Origin of the sequence: Acidaminococcus massiliensis, assembly GCF_900095825.1 — a bacterium.
Taxonomy (GTDB): Bacteria; Bacillota; Negativicutes; order Acidaminococcales; family Acidaminococcaceae; genus Acidaminococcus; species Acidaminococcus massiliensis.
The window spans coordinates 1,385,836-1,402,226 of sequence record NZ_LT608315.1 but is presented as its reverse complement, the minus strand read 5'-3'; the positions used below and the strand labels follow the sequence as shown (position 1 = coordinate 1,402,226).

17 protein-coding genes are annotated in these 16,391 nt (G+C 53.0%); 7 read left to right on the top strand and 10 right to left on the bottom strand.

The window, feature by feature from the left end:
* Positions 1-51: 51 nt before the first annotated feature.
* The 3 genes from speD (at position 52) to BQ2657_RS06795 (ending at position 2,115) form a co-directional block, all read left to right on the top strand.
* A complete protein-coding gene (speD, locus tag BQ2657_RS06805; RefSeq protein WP_075579958.1) occupies positions 52-516 on the top strand; it encodes an S-adenosylmethionine decarboxylase in 465 nt (154 codons plus the stop codon).
* Positions 517-674: 158 nt separating this feature from the next.
* Positions 675-1,364: an HAD family hydrolase gene (locus BQ2657_RS06800; protein WP_075579957.1), complete on the top strand. Its 690-nt coding sequence runs from the start codon at positions 675-677 to the stop codon at positions 1,362-1,364.
* Between the two features lie 4 nt (positions 1,365-1,368).
* Complete coding sequence (locus BQ2657_RS06795) at positions 1,369-2,115, top strand: pentapeptide repeat-containing protein (protein ID WP_075579956.1); 747 nt, start codon at positions 1,369-1,371, stop codon at positions 2,113-2,115.
* A gap of 49 nt (positions 2,116-2,164) precedes the next feature.
* Here BQ2657_RS06795 and BQ2657_RS06790 read toward each other — a convergent pair whose 3' ends face one another.
* Complete coding sequence (locus BQ2657_RS06790) at positions 2,165-2,812, bottom strand: HAD family hydrolase (protein ID WP_075579955.1); 648 nt, start codon at positions 2,810-2,812, stop codon at positions 2,165-2,167.
* Positions 2,813-2,955: 143 nt separating this feature from the next.
* Between BQ2657_RS06790 and BQ2657_RS06785 the strand changes: the two genes are divergently transcribed.
* Positions 2,956-3,510, top strand: a complete 555-nt coding sequence (locus tag BQ2657_RS06785) for a hypothetical protein (RefSeq protein ID WP_075579954.1) — start codon at positions 2,956-2,958, stop codon at positions 3,508-3,510.
* A gap of 54 nt (positions 3,511-3,564) precedes the next feature.
* Here BQ2657_RS06785 and pta read toward each other — a convergent pair whose 3' ends face one another.
* The 3 genes from pta to BQ2657_RS06770 form a co-directional block, all read right to left on the bottom strand.
* On the bottom strand, positions 3,565-4,578 hold the full coding sequence (pta, locus tag BQ2657_RS06780; RefSeq protein ID WP_075579953.1) for a phosphate acetyltransferase: 1,014 nt from the start codon (positions 4,576-4,578) through the stop codon (positions 3,565-3,567).
* A gap of 223 nt (positions 4,579-4,801) precedes the next feature.
* Positions 4,802-6,172 (bottom strand): sodium-dependent transporter, encoded by a 1,371-nt coding sequence (locus BQ2657_RS06775; protein WP_198524528.1) that lies wholly within the window; start codon positions 6,170-6,172, stop codon positions 4,802-4,804.
* Between the two features lie 175 nt (positions 6,173-6,347).
* Positions 6,348-7,997 (bottom strand): tryptophanase, encoded by a 1,650-nt coding sequence (locus BQ2657_RS06770; RefSeq protein WP_075579952.1) that lies wholly within the window; start codon positions 7,995-7,997, stop codon positions 6,348-6,350.
* Between the two features lie 379 nt (positions 7,998-8,376).
* Here BQ2657_RS06770 and BQ2657_RS06765 point away from each other — a divergent pair, with 379 nt between their 5' ends.
* The 3 genes from BQ2657_RS06765 (at position 8,377) to BQ2657_RS13640 (ending at position 10,660) form a co-directional block, all read left to right on the top strand.
* The gene (locus tag BQ2657_RS06765; protein WP_187119181.1) at positions 8,377-9,159 is read left to right on the top strand and encodes a helix-turn-helix transcriptional regulator; all 783 of its coding nucleotides are present in this window, start codon (positions 8,377-8,379) and stop codon (positions 9,157-9,159) included.
* 80 nt (positions 9,160-9,239) lie between these two features.
* Complete coding sequence (locus BQ2657_RS13645; RefSeq protein ID WP_075578809.1) at positions 9,240-9,818, top strand: helix-turn-helix domain-containing protein; 579 nt, start codon at positions 9,240-9,242, stop codon at positions 9,816-9,818.
* Complete coding sequence (locus BQ2657_RS13640; protein WP_408607743.1) at positions 9,785-10,660, top strand: IS3 family transposase; 876 nt, start codon at positions 9,785-9,787, stop codon at positions 10,658-10,660. Before BQ2657_RS13645 ends, BQ2657_RS13640 begins: the two co-directional genes overlap by 34 nt.
* 80 nt (positions 10,661-10,740) lie before the next feature.
* Here the strand turns inward: BQ2657_RS13640 and tsaD are convergent, their stop codons facing one another.
* The 6 genes from tsaD to BQ2657_RS06725 form a co-directional block, all read right to left on the bottom strand.
* Positions 10,741-11,760, bottom strand: coding sequence for a tRNA (adenosine(37)-N6)-threonylcarbamoyltransferase complex transferase subunit TsaD (tsaD, locus tag BQ2657_RS06750; protein ID WP_075579950.1), 1,020 nt, complete (start codon positions 11,758-11,760; stop codon positions 10,741-10,743).
* Between the two features lie 12 nt (positions 11,761-11,772).
* Positions 11,773-12,228 carry a ribosomal protein S18-alanine N-acetyltransferase gene (gene rimI, locus BQ2657_RS06745; RefSeq protein WP_075579949.1) on the bottom strand — a complete coding sequence of 152 codons (456 nt, stop codon included), beginning with the start codon at positions 12,226-12,228 and terminating at the stop codon, positions 11,773-11,775.
* A complete protein-coding gene (gene tsaB, locus BQ2657_RS06740; RefSeq protein WP_075579948.1) occupies positions 12,198-12,899 on the bottom strand; it encodes a tRNA (adenosine(37)-N6)-threonylcarbamoyltransferase complex dimerization subunit type 1 TsaB in 702 nt (233 codons plus the stop codon). The genes rimI and tsaB overlap by 31 nt, the downstream gene beginning before the upstream one ends.
* A gap of 4 nt (positions 12,900-12,903) precedes the next feature.
* Positions 12,904-13,380, bottom strand: coding sequence for a tRNA (adenosine(37)-N6)-threonylcarbamoyltransferase complex ATPase subunit type 1 TsaE (gene tsaE, locus BQ2657_RS06735; RefSeq protein WP_075579947.1), 477 nt, complete (start codon positions 13,378-13,380; stop codon positions 12,904-12,906).
* A gap of 102 nt (positions 13,381-13,482) precedes the next feature.
* Positions 13,483-15,042: a phosphoenolpyruvate carboxykinase (ATP) gene (gene pckA, locus BQ2657_RS06730; protein ID WP_075579946.1), complete on the bottom strand. Its 1,560-nt coding sequence runs from the start codon at positions 15,040-15,042 to the stop codon at positions 13,483-13,485.
* A gap of 203 nt (positions 15,043-15,245) precedes the next feature.
* Complete coding sequence (locus tag BQ2657_RS06725) at positions 15,246-16,379, bottom strand: acyl-CoA dehydrogenase family protein (protein ID WP_075579945.1); 1,134 nt, start codon at positions 16,377-16,379, stop codon at positions 15,246-15,248.
* Positions 16,380-16,391 lie beyond the last annotated feature (12 nt).

Genomic DNA, 16,391 nt, shown 5'->3' with positions numbered 1-16,391 from the left:
GGAAGCTGAAATTGAACGAAAATCGAGATATCCAAAGGATGTGAACACTACGTGATTGGAAAAGGTACCCAGGCAGCACTGGACATGTACCGCTGTGCGGAAGAGATCGTATTCGATAAAGAAAAGATCCGAGATGTACTGGAAGAAGCTGCTGAAAGGTTCAGCCTGAAGGAATTGGCCCTGTATTCCACAGAAAATGACGAAGGAGACGATTTCTGTTTTGTCATGCTGTGTACCAATGGCCATATTTTTCTCCATGTATTCCCCACTTATGGCTATGTAGAAGCCGACGTCTTCACCCTGGAAAGCGCGGCCAGTCCGGAACAGGTGGCCGTTTTCCTGCGCCAGGAATTCGGCCCTGACCAGACCAAGCTCACCACCCTGAAACGGGGCGACTATGGTTCCATCAAAGATATGAAGCCACAGCGGAAAAAGATGGTCAAGACCATGCGGCGGGCCAAGAATGCCGGTGCCAAGCTGAAGAAATTCATGACCTGGAAGAAGAACCGGGAATGAAGGGATGCCAGCAGGCAGCTTCCAGCTGTCCCCTGGACACTGGAAGCCGGCACAGCTGGCTCTGGACATGAAGGAAAAACGAGCTGTGAAACCCTGCCGGGCCTGTCTGCCGGTCCTTGTTTCACAGCTTCTTTTACAGTCAAAGGAAGAATGACATCATGAAATACATCTGTTGGGACATCGACGGGACCCTGCTCCTGACCAATTATGCCGGGGTCGCCGCCATGAAAGCCACCATCAACGAACTGTACGGCCTGGACAATTTCGAATTCACTTACGGCATGGCCGGACGGACGGACACCTTCATCGCCCGCAAAGCCATCGAAGGGATCCAAGGCCATTGCAGCCCGGAAGAAGTATCCCACATGCTGGAAGCCTATGGCCAGAAGCTGCCGGCTTCCCTGGTGGAAAAACACGGCCGCCTGCTTCCCCATGTGCAGGAAACTTTGGAATGGATCCGAAAGGATCCCGGGACCACTTCCCTGCTGCTTACCGGGAACTGTGAAGTGGCAGCCCATGCCAAGCTCCGATATTTCGGCATCGAAAAGGAATTCGACTATGCCCACAGCGCCTTTGGGGAAATCAGTGAATTCCGGGATGACCTTTCCCAGGCCCTATGGGAGAAAGTCCGGAAAGCGGATCCTGCTGTGACCCCAGAGCAGCTCATCGTCATTGGAGACACCCCTCACGACATCACCTGTGCCCAGGCCATCGGCGTCCGGAGCCTGATCGTCCTGAAGGGTTCTTCCTACACGCTGGAGCGGCTGGAAGCCTATCACCCCTGGAAAATCATCCCGGAACTGCCGGAAGATCCCCGGGACCTTTCTGCCATCCTGGAGGAGGCATAAGACCATGTTTGGAAAAAAATATTTTCTCACTGCCCTGCTGGTGGTTTCCACGGCCCTGCCGGCCCTTGCCTACCAGCAAAGCGATGTAGACCAGCTCCTGGCCACCCGTTCCTGCCCGGGAGGGGATCTGCGGGGAGCCTATCTGCGGGACGCGGATCTGACCGGAGCCGATCTCCAGGGCGCGGACCTGAGCTATGCCAACCTGACCAATGCCATCCTGGAAAATGCCAACTTGAAGGAAACCAATCTCCAGAAGGCCAACTTCCGCAATGCCTATATGGCCGGTTCTGATTTAGAAGGAGCGGACCTGTCCAACGCGAATTTTTCCCATACGGTGCTGAACCGCAGCTCCCTGGTGGGAGCCACCGCCTACCGGACCAGTTTCTCCCATGCTCTTTTGACCTTCGCCAATCTGTATACAGCGGACCTGCGGGAAAGCAATTTTGACTATGCCAACGGAGCCATGGCCAATTTCTTTTCTGCCAACCTGGCACGGAGCTGGTTCTTCGGCACCCAGCTCCGAGGTGCCAACTTCACTTCCGCCAACCTGTACAACGCCCGTCTCCGTCGGGCCAGCCTGCCGGAAGCCGTTTTTAAGAATGCCAATCTCATGAGTTCCACCCTAGAGGGCAGCAATCTGAGCAAAGCCGTATTGACCAACGCCAATTTGGATGATGCGGATCTCAGCCACGCCAACCTGGAAGGGACCCAGTTCTCCAGCACAGATTTGGAACTGGCATATAGGAAATGATAAGAGGCTGTTGCACCTGTGTGGTTTTCACACAGGCAACAGCCCCTTTTTACACTACCTTCTCCAAGATCTGTTCCGGCCGGTCGATGAGAGCCGCAGGCTCCAGAGCTGCCAGTTCATCCCGGTCCCGGAAGCCCCAAGTGACCAGGAAACAGTCCATCCCGGCATTGTCCGCCGTTTTTTTATCTACTTCCGAATCCCCCACATACACCGCCTGCTCTTTGGGGATCCCCAGTTCCTCCAAGGCCTTGAACACCGTATCCGGTGCCGGTTTCCGCCGGATCTCCACGCTTTCTCCAATGGCCACCTGCATGGTTTCCGGAAAATACCGATCCCGGAGCTCCCGTACCGCCGGATGCGCCTTGTTGGAGACGATGGCCAGCCGTATGCCCTTCTGCTGCAGCTTCCGGAGCAGTTCCGGGATCCCCTCATAGGGCCGGGTCTCTTCATCGCAGTGTTTCAAATAATATCCCCGAAAAAACTGGAAAGCCGCTTGGAAACGGTTCTCCTCCATATCTTCGGGTAGAGAGAGCCGCAGCAGCCGTTCCAGTCCGTTGCCCAGGGCCCGTCGTACCTGCAGCCGGGTCCGGGGGGCACAGCCGTATTTTTTGCAAGCTGCATTCACAGCATTCCACAGATCCGTCAGGGTATCCAGCAGGGTCCCATCCAGATCAAAGATCACCGCCTGATATTTCATAGCTGGATCCACACTCCTTATGTATCATTCAGCGTGAGCTGCTCCCCGTCTAAAGTGACGGTGCCGCGCCTACAAGGAAGATGATACCACATCCTGCCAAATTATGGTACAATAAAAGAATCAAACAGAAGGAGAGTGCGTCCATGAAAATCGTACGTTCTTTATTTTTATCCGCCATCCTGGTACTGACGGCGGCCCTGACGGCCTTTGCTTCTCCGGAAGCTCCCACGGATCAGGAAGTGGCTCAGGCTTTCCAGGAAGCCAATACCGTTTACGAGTGGTTCGAACACCATCCTCTGGAAACCGACGGCAAAGAGAAAAAAGACACCGGGTATATGATCTACTACACGGTGGCTGACAAGGACTATCCCACCATGCTGGCCCTGAAGACCCGGGTCAACGAATGCTTCACCGAAGCCCTGGCCGGATTCATCATCAGCGACAGCCGGATGTACCGGGAATTTGACGGACGGCTGTATGTGGCACCCAGCGCCAAGGCCCTAGACCCTCGGAAAGGGACATCCACCATCAACATCGTCCGAGTCTCCCCCACCCGTATCAACCTGGAGATTTCCACACCCATCATGGAAGATCCGGTCCATGGCAAGACCAATGTGGTGGAAACCAAAAAGACCATCTTCCCCTATGTGAAGACCCTGAAAGGCTGGCGTTTCTCCTATTTTGAATCGCTGGAATAAAAAAATAGAAGAGGCTGGTGCTCCTGCAGCAGCCTCTTCTTTTTTATACGTAAATTACTTTCCTTCAGCAGCAATGGCGTCGCTGGCGCAGACTGCCACTACGTCCACCACGTCCTGGGTGGAGCAGCCGCGGCTCAGGTCCAGGACAGGTTTTGCCAAACCCTGTACCAGAGGCCCAAGGCAGGTAGCACCGCTGAACCGTTCAACCAGCTTGTAGCCGATGTTGGCAGCGCACAGGTTCGGGAAAATCAGTACGTTGGCATGGCCAGCCACTTTGGAGCCAGGAGCCTTCCGTTCGCCCACTTCAGGAACCAGGGCGGCATCAGCCTGGAGTTCGCCGTCAAATGCGAAGTCCACGTTCCGGGATTTCAGGATTTCAACAGCTTCCTTCACTTTGTCCACTTCTTCGCCGGAGCCGGATCCTTTGGTGGAATAGCACAGCAGAGCCACTTTCGGTTCTGCGATTTCCAGGGTGGTCTTGGCCCGTTCAGCACAGCTTACAGCGATATCGGCCAGCTGTTCAGCAGTCGGTTCGATGATGACGCCGCAGTCACCGAACACCAGCTTGCCATGATCGCCCAGGTTTTCTTTGTCGCTGAGCACGATGAAGCCGCTGCATACAGTCTTGTTGCCGGGTTTCACACCCACAACCTGCAGCCCAGCTTTGATGGTATCGGCGGAAGTCCGGGTGGAACCGGAAACAACGCCGTCAGCATCGCCCATGGCCAGCAGGCCGGCGCCAAAGAAAGTGGTATCTTTCAGCATGATTTCCCGTGCTTTTTCCACGGTCATGCCCTTTTTCTTTCTCCGTTCTGCGAAGTAAGCACACAGTTCGTCCATTTTTTCATAGGTTGCAGGGTTGACGATCTTTACACCGTCAAAGCTGATGCCCAGACGTTCTGCATCCTTCTGCAGTTTAGCAGGATCCCCTACCAGCACGATTTTAGCAAAACCTTCCTTCGTAACGATAGCAGCAGCCTTCAGTGCTCTGTCACTGTCGTTTTCCGGCAGCACAATCACCTTTTGTGCAGGTTTAACACGAGCCTTCAGTTCGTCCATAAATGCCATTCCATATCACTCCTACCCAAGTATTAAAAGGCTGGCGCACGGCGCCCCTTTTCACAGCCTATATTATATCACTTTTTACACCAATGCCAAATCAGAACTTATCCCAATTTAAAACAGGTAATATTCTGATAATACAGGGGAATAGAACAGAGCTGCTGTCCCTGCAACAGCTAAGGGGCGCTGCACAAAACGTGCAGCACCCCTTTTCTCCGGACGATCCGTCTTAGCCGATTCCTCCCAGGGCCGCCCCAATGACCAGGGCAGCGATGGCAATGATACAGAATACATATTTCCCCAAAGGATAGAACCAGGCACCGATGGGTTTTTCGCGCCCGGTGTTGACGGCTTTCAGGACAAATTCCTTCCCGCCGACCCAGTAGAACATCACACCGGCCAGGACCGCTCCCAAAGGACAGATGTAAATGGAGACCACGTCCATCCATTCGGAGACGATGCCTTGGATCAGGAGAGCAGATACGCAGCCCAGCACACCGATGGTGGCTACGGCCGGCATCCGCTTGAAGCCGAACTGTTCCTGCAGGGTGGCCACCGGAGCCTCATACAGGTTCACCAGGGAGCTGACCCCTGCAAAGAGTACACAGATAAAGAAGATGATGACCACGAGACGGCCTGCGGGCATGCCGTTGAAAACAGGGATCAGATGGATGAACATCAGGCCGGGGCCGCCGGAAGAGAGCTTTTCTCCGGTGATGGCCATGGCCGGGATGATGACGCAGGCGGCCAGCATAGCGGACAGCAGATTGAAGAAAGCCACATATTTGGCAGCTCCCACCACGTCTTCCTTATCGCTGAGATAGGATCCGTAGATGACCGTGCCGCTGCCGGCAATGGACAGGGTAAAGAAAGCCTGGCCGAACGCATAGACCCACACAAAAGGATTCTTCAAGCCTTCCGGGTTGAAGGTGAAGATATCCCGATACCCGCCTTCCGCTCCATCCAGGATGAACACATAGCAGAGCAGGAACAGGAACATGGCGAAGAGAGCCGGCATCATGATCTTGTTCGCTTTTTCGATGCCGCTGGCAACCCCCATCCCCATGATCAGGAAGGAACCCAGGCAGGCCACGATCAGCCAGAAATTATTGCCGAAAGAAGTAGCAGTGGCTTCAAACAGCCCGGCGATTTGGGGCAGGTCCTGTCCCATTGCCGAAAGACCTCCGGTAAAGGCCAGATAGGTGTATTTCACCACCCAGCCCACCACACAGGTGTAGCCGATGGCCAAGGCTAAAGAACCCAGCACGGGAATCATGCCGATCCATTCCCCTTTTTTCCGGTCCTGCCAGCGCAACTCCGTGGCTGTACCAAAAGCTCCGATGGGGCCGGCTTTGGCAATCCGTCCAAAAGACATTTCTTCGATGACGCCGGTGGCGGCGATCAGGATGACAAAAAAGAAAAAGGGAATCAGGAAAGTCATCCCGCCGTATTTCGACACCATGACGGGAAAGCGCCAGATGTTCCCCATGCCCACGGCAGAGCCGATACAGGCTAAGATAAATCCCCACTTGGACTGAAATCCGTCCCGTTGTTCTTCAGCAGCAATTTGTCCGGTCATAGTAGTAGTTTCTTCGTTCATTTTTCTCCTCCTGGAGGACAATAAAAATATTATAGCATTTTGCGAAATAATTTGAAATGAAAGAAAACGAAAACAATTAAGAAAGGAGCGATTCCTTAGGGGGTAAGGAATCGCTCCTGAGCCAGTGGATAAAGAAGCGTGTAAGGCGTTCCTTCTTTTTGGAGTTGCCTATTTCTTATTTTTGGTCTTCAGAAGGAGCATAGGGTTCCAGGAAGGCGTGGAAGTGACGCATAGGCAGTTTGTGGCCCCAGACGATGCGCATGTTGGGGATGCTTGCCCGGTCTTCGTACAGTGCCTTCACAGCTGCGATGACATAGTCCAGGTGTTCCTGGGTCAGACGGCTGCGGTCGATGGCGAACCGTACCACGTTGGCCAATTCAGCCTGCTGTTCCGGAGTCTTCAGGTCATATTCCATAGAATAGTCGCCCAGTTCGGAAACCCGGATACCGTAGCGGCGGATCAGTTCCAGGGAGAAGCCTTCCCCAGCGAAGGTGGTATGATCCCGTTTGCCGTCGAAGAATTCATCCATGTTGATGTACACAGCATGACCGCCGGCCGGCAGCACAACCCCTTTGACACCAGCTTTGTAGAAGCCCTGGGCCAGGTATTCACACTGCTGTACCCGTTCATGCATGTAGTTGAAGTCGCAGGATTCATACAGGCCTACTGCCAGAGCCATGATATCCCGGCCGCTCATGCCGCCGTAGGAATCGTTCCCGTAGCAGGAGATCTGTTTCACTTTCAGCAGAACACCCACGTCGGTCTTGATGGAGCCGTCTTCGTTGAAGTCGGAGAAGTTCTTCCAGAACAGTCCTCTGTCGCGGAAGGCCAGCATGCCGCCCATGTTGGCATGACCGTCTTTTTTAGCGGACATGGTGAAGGCATCACAGTAGGAGAACATTTCGGAAGCGATTTCTGCAATGGATTTGTCCTGATAGCCTTCTTCGTTCATCTTGATGAAGTAGCAGTTTTCTGCCCATCTTGCCACGTCGAATACCAGAGGAATGTTGTATTTGTGGGCAACCCGGTTGATTTCTTTGATGTTGCCCATGGAAACAGGCTGTCCGCAGATGGGGTTGTTGGTGATGCAGGTGAAGATCAGAGGGATGTTTTCCGGACCTACGCCCTGGATCAGCTGTTCCAGTTTTTCGATGTCCATGTTCCCTTTGAACGGGTTCTTTGCGTATTTGCCGCCTTCGGGGACTTCGTACAGGATTTCCTTATGATACAGGTTCCGGGGGATGGAGCCCATTTGTTTGATGTTTCCTTCAGTGGTATCGAAGTGGCCGTTGGAAGGAATGGTGAACACTTTGCCCGGATGGCGTTTGGCCAAAATCTTCCGGACGATTTCCATCAGGACGGATTCAGCAGCACGGCCCTGTTGGATGATGAAGCTGTTGGGCCGTTCCATCTGTGCAGCGCCGCCGTTGAACAGGCCGCCTTCATATTCGCACAGATAGACTTCATCCATCATTTTTTCCACGTCCCGGCAGTCGGTGCGGACCAGGTCGATGATCTTCTTCCAGTTCTTTTCTCCGCCCCGTTCGAAGATATCCCGGAACGTATCCAGCAGCACATAGTACCCGGTGTTCCGTCCATATGCTTCATCGCCCAGGAACAGGCTGGCCCACTGTTGGTTGGTCATAGCCGTGGTGCCGGAGTCGGACAGCATATCAACAGTCAGCATGCCGGCAGGGAAAGCGAATTCATTGTAGTGGGTTGCCTTCAGGGCGCGTTCCCGCTGTTCAACGGTGACATCAGGGATATCACGTACAGCGAAAGTGTAATGATGAGGAGCAGGGACGTTCAGTGGATACGTTTTCATAAAATTTACCTCCTATAATTGGGTGTCGCCACCCGATAAATTATACGAGACACCCCGGTTATCGCAGCTTCTCCACAGAGCATCAAATAACGATGAGCGGTCAGTATCTGTTTGGCACAATCAGGGTGTGATAATTAATTATTATTTATTGAGTTTATTTTCTTATTCATTTCCTGATTGCATGTTTATGATACCTTTTTATCAGAAATTTGTCAACACTTTTCTTGTATATTTTTTATTTTTTTATTATTTCTTATTTTTAGAGGAAGATTTATTATTTGATGATTTTTTGATATATTTTTATTACTTCATTGAATTTTCACGGAATCCATAGTAAAATAAAATAAATAAGGTCTTAAACAAAATGAGAAAGGAGCTCATGATGTCACCCTTCCAGCTGAGGAAATTCACCCTGCTTGTAGAATTCTTAAGTCTGACCCTAGGGCCGGATTATGAAATCGTCCTCTATGATATGAAACAGGATACGCCCTGTGTGGTTGCCATTGCCAACGGCCACATCACCGGCCGGACCGTAGGCGCCCAGATGACGAAGGCCGCCCGGGAGATGCTGGCCCAAAAAAGTTATGAAAAGGAAAACTGGAAGCTGAACTATCAAGGGGTTTCTGCCAATGGCCATCTGCTCCGCTGTTCCAGCATGTTCCTCAAAGACAAGGACGGGAGCCTGATCGGCCTCCTGTGCATCAATTTCGATGATTCCCGGTACCGAGCCCTTTCTTCCAAGGTCTACAGCCTTTGCCATCCAGATCAGTACATCAATGCAGAACCCAGCTTCTTTTCCTATACTGATCTCCATACCATGGATCTGGAAGACAGAGGGGAACCGCCCGTTCCCAAGACCCCAGAGCCGGCTTCTTCTTTTGCCGCCACAGCCGAGCCGGCTCCCTCCCAGGAGGCGGAAGCCCCTGCAGAAGCCGGCAGTTCCCTGGATATCCTGCTGGACAGCGTCTTCCGGCAGGACCTGGCTGCTTCACCAGAACCAGTCAAAATGACCCAGAAGAAGAAACTGGAACTGACCCGGGGCCTGGAGCAAAAAGGTTTCTTCCTGCTGAAGGGAGCCGTCCCTAAAGCAGCGGAAGCCCTCCACTGTTCCCAAGCCACCATGTACCGGTACCTGACCCAGATCAAAAAAGAGAAAGAATGAAAAAGAGGATGTTGCACGCGGCGTGTGAGCTGACCCCCAATTGTTAGACCAAAAATCTAACAATTGGGGGTCAGTTTTTTATGGCAAAACACAGCTATGAATTTAAGAAAAAAATAGTACTGGAATATTTGAACAGTGACGAAGGGTGTATTTCTATTTCACGTAAATATGGGATGGCAAGTAGCAGCCAGCTGCTAAAGTGGGTTGCTGCTTACAAGGCATTTGGTGATGATGGACTGAAAAGATCCCGCTCTCAAAAAATATACTCTTTCAAAGAAAAACTTTCTGTGGTAGAGTCTTACTTAACAAATGAAATCTCATATCAGGAACTAGCAATTCAAGTAGGGATCAACAACCCATCAATGATTGCCAGATGGGTCAATGAATTTAGAATTGCGGGACCAGATGCTTTACGGTCACATAAAAAAGGCAGGAAGAGAACTTTGAACAAATCTCAAACCAAAAAAACAGATACCCAGGTTCAGCAGCCGATGGTCGACATCAGTGTGGAACATGTCAAGGAGTTAGAGGATGAAAATCTTAAACTCCGTATAGAGAATGCTTTTTTAAAAGAACTGAGGAGACTGCGTTTAGAGGACGAAGCAAAAATGAGAGAGTTGCGAAAATCATCTCCAGTCTCCGAAGATCATTCAAATTGAAAGACCTTCTCTCCTATACTCAAATGCCCAAAGCGACCTATATGTACTGGCAGAAACGGTTTGACCGCGTGAATCCAGACCAGGAAGTAGAGGACAAAATACAGGAAATCCGCAGCCAGCATAAAGATTATGGATATCGGCGCATGACCGGTGAGCTGAAGAATCAAGGGATTTGCGTGAACAAGAAGAAAGTTCAACGTATCATGCAGAAACTGAGCCTTCAGGTAACATCCTTTACCCGGAAAAGCCGTAAATACAGTTCCTATAAGGGTAAGGTAGGGACCATTGCTCCGAATAGAATACATCGTCGTTTTGAGACGAATATCCCACATCAGAAGATTACGACCGATACTTCAGAATTCAAATATTATGAAGTAGATACACAGGGACATCTGACCCTGCACAAGCTTTATCTGGATCCTTTCCTGGACATGTTCGATGATGAAATCATCAGCTATGGAATAGCCAAACGTCCTTCGGCTGAAAGCATACTGGAAGCTCAAGCTGAAGCAATCGAAATTACTGCTGATTGTCCATATCGAAGAACGTTTCACTCCGATCAGGGCTGGGCATACCAAATGAAGGCCTATACCAGGAAACTAAAAAAAGAACGAATTTTTCAGAGCATGTCTCGAAAGGGTAACTGTCATGATAACGCTGTAATGGAAAACTTTTTCGGCTTAATGAAACAGGAAATGTATTATGGAGTGATCTACTACAGCTACGAAGAACTAAAAGCCGCTATCGAACGATACATCAAATACTATAACGAACAAAGGATCAAGGAAAAACTGGGCTGGAAAAGTCCTGTTCAATACAGGCTTTCTTTGCTGGCAGCATAAAAAAGTAACGAGACAGTAAAAACCATCTCGTTACTAAGGTCTAACTTTTTGGGGTCACATCAGTGGCAACATCCTCTTTTTCATTCCCCCAACTTCAGGCTGGGATCCGCATTCAAGTCCAGGCTGGCAAAATCTTGGTGCAGGTACTGGTAATACCCCCTCACCCCGATCATCACTGCATTGTCCGTGCAGAGGATGGGGGTGGGATGGACCAGTTCCGCTCCGGCTGCCCTGGCCCCTTCGGCTAGTGCTTCCTGGAGATGCCGGTTGGCCGAAACCCCTCCGGCCAGGACAATCTTTTTCAAGCCTGTAGCCCGGATGGCTTCCTGGCTCCGTTTCACCAACACATCTACGATGGCCTGCTGGAAAGAAGCCGCCGCATCTTCCCGGCGGAAGCCGCTTTGCCGCTGTTCTTCCGTATGGATGTAGTTGATGACGGCACTTTTCAGGCCGCTAAAACTGAAATCAAAGCAACCAGGTAAAAGAGGCCTGGGAAAATCCACTGCCGCTGGATCCCCATTCTTGGCCAGCCGTTCGATTTCCGGTCCTCCCGGGTAAGGCAGCCCCATGAACCGGGCGATTTTGTCAAAAGCTTCCCCGGCCGCATCGTCCCGGGTCTGGCCCAAGAGCCGGAAGGTATTGTAATCTTCCACCACCAAAAGGGAAGTATGGCCTCCACTGACCACCAGAGCCAAAAAGGGAGGCTCCAGTTCCGGATCAGCCAGGAAATTGGCAAATACATGGCCTTCCAAGTGATTCACCCCGATCAGGGGTTTCCCGCTGCCCAGGGCCAAGCCCTTAGCGGCGCTGAGGCCTACCAGGAGCGCTCCCACCAGCCCCGGTCCGTAGGTCACCGCAATGGCATCCACTTCCTGAAGGGTCAGTCCGGCATCGGTCAGGGCTTTGTGGATCACCGGCATCACATGTTCGATATGTTTCCGGGAAGCGATTTCCGGCACCACACCCCCGAATTTCCGATGGACCAGGATCTGGGTGGACACCACGTTGGACAGGACTTCCCGTCCATTCCGGACCACCGCTGCAGCAGTCTCGTCACAGCTGCTTTCGATTCCCAAAATGTTGATTGCTTTTTCCGTCATAATCTCCTCGTTTCACAGGTCCCGGCGCATCAGGATGGCCGCTTCCCCGTTGTCTCCGTAATACCCCTCACGCCGGCCGCATTCCTGAAAGCCCACGTGGTCATAGGTCCGGCGGGCAGGGAGATTCCCTTCCCGGACTTCCAGGGTCATTTCCACCGCTTCCAGCCGGACGGCTTCCGCCAGCATGGCTTCCAAGAGGGACAGCCCCAGTTTTTCTCCCCGGCGCCGGGGATCCACTGCCAACCGCATGACCTGGGCTTCGCCGGCTACCAGCCAAAAGCCTCCGAATGCCACCGGCTGTCCGTCCTCCAAGAGGGCAATATAATGGCTCAGCCGGCCTTCCAATTCGTCCTCCCAAGTCCCCCGTGTCCAAGGCTCCGCAAAAGATCCGGCATCCAGGGGCAGCAGCCAATCCAGGTCTCCCGGAGAAAGGGATCTTACCGTCCTTCCGGATGTCTTTTTTCCCATAGTTCCTCCGCTTCCGACCGCCGGATGTAGAAAGGATCCATCCCGAAATAGGCATGGAGATCTCCCCCCGGCACATACTGGGCAGCTCCCAGGATAGCTGCCGAAGAACCTCTGGGCAGACGGGCACTTTCCGGGGCCAAGGTCACCTGGCCGCAGTTATCCGTCCCGGGCACCCGATGGCATTCTCCCATCAAGATGGCCGGTCCCTCCCCTGCCTGGAGCTGGGCGGCCAAATCCTGGGCAGCCGCGATCCGCACCGGTTCTGTTTCCACCAGACGGTCTTTTTCCCAACGGTAGCTGCCCACATACAGGTTTCCCTTCTGGGCATCCAGCACAGGGATCAGGCGCACCCCCGCCACCGGCAGGTTATAGGCGATGGCTTCCAGGGTATCCACGGCCACCAGGGGCAGATCCAAGGCATAGGCCATGGCTTCTGCGGTGGCCATACCGATCCGCAGTCCGGTAAAGGAACCGGGGCCCCGGCTCACTGCAATGAGTTCCAGCTGCTCTTTTTCCACCCGGGCCAATTTCAGCAAGGTTTCCAGCTGGGGAACCAGCCCTTCCGAATGGGTCAGCCCCACATTCACTTCCAAGCTCCCCAAGATTTTATTGTTGTCACAGACGGCCACGGAACAAACCCGGGTCGCCGTATCGATTCCCAATGTCAGCACGTTTTCAACCTTCCCGGCCCTTCTGGGCCATGAGAGCCCGGGCCAATTCTTCATACCGCCCGCCATGGGGGCACAGCTCAACCTGCCGCCCCTCTCCCTGGCGGGTAAATTTCAGTTCCAGATTCTCTTCCGGCATGTATTCCGGGAACAGTTCCGCCCACTCGATGAAAGTCACACCATCTCCGCCGGCATATTCGGAAAATCCGATATCTTCCAGTTCTTCCGGCCAGTTGATCCGGTACAGATCGAAATGCTTGATGCTCAGCCTGCTGCCGTGGTAGACATTCATCAGAGAAAACGTAGGAGAAGTCACATCCTGGGGATCCACCCCCAGTGCCGCCGCAGCGGCCGTCACCAGACAGGTCTTCCCCGTTCCCAGATCCCCTTCCAGGAGGAAAACATCCCCCTCCCGGCACAGGCTCCCCAGCCGGCGTCCCAGTGCTTCCGTAGCTCCTGGATCCGGACAATAGACAGCTGTCATACCTTCACCGCCCTTCCCATTGATTGCAATTAATAATTATAACATAAAAAAAGGGTGTTGCATAATGGCAACACCCTCCGGTTTCTGCGCTGCAGAAACCGCTTATTCCGCCACCGGGCCGGCGGAAGCGATATCTTCCGTCACTTCGCCCTGGAATTTCTTGAAGTTTTCCTGGAACAGGCGAGCCAATTTCCGGGCCGTTTCATCATAGGCAGCCTTGTCTTCCCAAGTGCTCCGAGGATTCAGCACGCTGCTGGGCACATTGGGGCAGGATTTGGGAATGGAAACCCCAAACAGAGGCATGGTGGTCCAACCTTCTTTGCCCAGTTCTCCATCCAGTGCTGCATGGATCATGGCACGGGTATAGGCCAGCTTCATCCGTTTGCCCACTCCGTAAGGGCCGCCGCTCCAACCAGTGTTCACCAAATACACATTGGTCTCATGCTTAGCGATCCGTTCGCCCAGGAGCTTGGCGTAGGTCAGCGGAGGCAGGGGCAGGAAAGGCGCTCCAAAAGCAGTGGAGAAGGTAGCCTGGGGTTCAGTGATCCCCCGTTCCGTCCCAGCCACTTTGCTGGTATAGCCGGTGAGATAATGGTACATGGCCTGTTCCTTGGTCAGTTTGGAAATGGGAGGCAGCACCCCGAAGGCATCTGCTGTCAGGAAAATGATGTTTTTGGGATGGCCGGCCATGCTGGGCAGCTTGGCGTTGGGGATATAGTCCAGGGGATAAGCCACCCGGGTGTTTTCTGTAATGCTGCTGTCGGAGAAATCAGGTACCCCGTTCTTGGGATCCACCACCACATTTTCCATGACGGCGCCGAACCGGACCGCCCGGTAGATTTCTGGCTGGCTGTCTTCCGTCAGGTCGATGCATTTGGCATAGCAGCCCCCCTCGATGTTGAATACGCCGTTGTCCCCCCAGCCGTGTTCATCATCCCCGATCAGGGCACGCTGAGGATCTGCAGACAGGGTGGTCTTGCCGGTGCCGGACAGACCGAAGAACAGGGCCACATCTCCCTTCTTCCCTTCGTTGCAGGAGCAGTGCATGGTCAGGATATCCTGGAGAGGCAGCAGGTAGTTCATCACGGAGAAGATGGATTTCTTCAGTTCTCCGGCATACATGCCGCCGCCGATCAGGACTACTTTCTTATCGAAATTCAGGATGATGAAAGTTTCCGAATGAGTATGGTCCACAGCCGGGTCCGCTTCCACGCTGGGCAGGGAAATCACTGTGAAGTCTTCCTGGACGGTGCTGGGTTCATCAGTCTTGATGAACAACTGGCTGACGAACACCGTCTGCCAAGCCATTTCATTGATGAATTTCACCCGGATCTGGTATTTGGGATCAGCCCCGGCCTTCACATTCTTCACATAGACACGGTGGGTCTTGATGTACTGTTCGCATTTGGCGTACAGCCGGTCAAAGGTTTCTTGGCTGCAGGGCTGATTGTTGTTCCAGTTCACCACATCATGGGTCAGCGGAGTATCCACAATGAATTTATCCTTAGGAGAACGGCCCGTATGGGTCCCGGTGGTCACCCGCAGGGCGCCCCGGTCAGAAAAAGTCCCTTCCCCGTTGCGGATGGCTTCTTCGATCAATTCTCGAACGCTCAAATCCCTTACAGTTTCTTTCGCTTCGGCTAACAATCCAGCACTGATCATTTGTTTTTTCTCTCCTATATCCCTCTATTGGACTCCAAAGACGGAGGAGCCGCATTTTTGTATACATAGAACATTATATGATATTTTCCCCGCCTTGACAACCGCTGTATTCAGAAAATTACAGCAGAAACAGGGGGTGTGAAAAAATTCACACCCCCTGTTGCGACTAAAGGGGCTGCTGCCTGCGCAGCAACCCCTTATCCTCAGTATAAAATCTTGTTTGCAATGACCATCCGCTGGATCTGGTTGGTGCCTTCGTAGATCTGGAGGATCTTGGCATCCCGCATTTTCTTTTCCATGGGATAATCTTTCATGCAGCCATAGCCGCCCATGATCTGTACCGCATCGGTAGCCACTTCCATGGCCACATCGGAAGCGAAGCATTTGCTCATGGCAGCTTCCTTACCGAATTCCATGCCCTGGTCACGCATCCAGCAGGCCTTGTGGACCATCAGCCGGGCGGTTTCCACTTTCATAGCCATATCGGCAATCATGGCCTGGACCATCTGGAAGGAAGCGATGGGCTGACCGAACTGTCTTCTTTCCCGAGCATAATGGGCCGCAATATCCAGGCAGGACTGGGCCAGACCTACGGCCACAGCTGCCACGAAAGGACGGGCGCTGTCCAAGGTGTTCATGGCGATGCGGAAGCCCTGGCCTTCCCGGCCTACCCGCATGGATTCCGGAACCACCACATCTTCCAAAATCAGCTCACAGGTATTGGAAGGACGGATGCCCATCTTATCTTCTTTCCGGCCCACACTGAAACCGGGCGTTCCTTTCGGTACGATAAAGGCCGTCAGCCCGCGGATCCCGCCGGTTTTCCGGGTATTGGCGAACACCAGGAAGCTGTCGGCGATGCCCCCGTTGGTGATGAATACCTTGTTCCCGTTCAGGACGTAATGGTCCCCGTCTTTCACGGCTTTGGTGGCTACTGCCCCTGCATCGGATCCGGCGCTCGGTTCCGTCAGAGCAAAAGCAGCCAGTTTGCCCGCATTCAGCAGGTCGCACTGGTATTTTTTCTGTTCCTCATTGCCAGCCAGCAAAATGGGGTAGGAAGCCAGGGCGTTGGCGGCAATGGAGGTGGCGATACCGGCACAGCCCTTGCCCAGTTCTTCATAGATGGTCGCAATGGTAATGCTGTCCAGTCCGGGGCCGCCATATTCTTCAGGAACAACCAAATTCAGCAGGCCCATATCCCCCGCCTTTTGGAAAATTTCCGGTCTTGCATGGTTTTCCCGGTCCATTTCTTCCGTGTAGGGAACGATTTCCTTGTCAACGAAATCTTTCACCATCGCCTGCAAATCCAACTGCTCATCGGTTAATGCGAAATCCATAAGGTTCCTCCT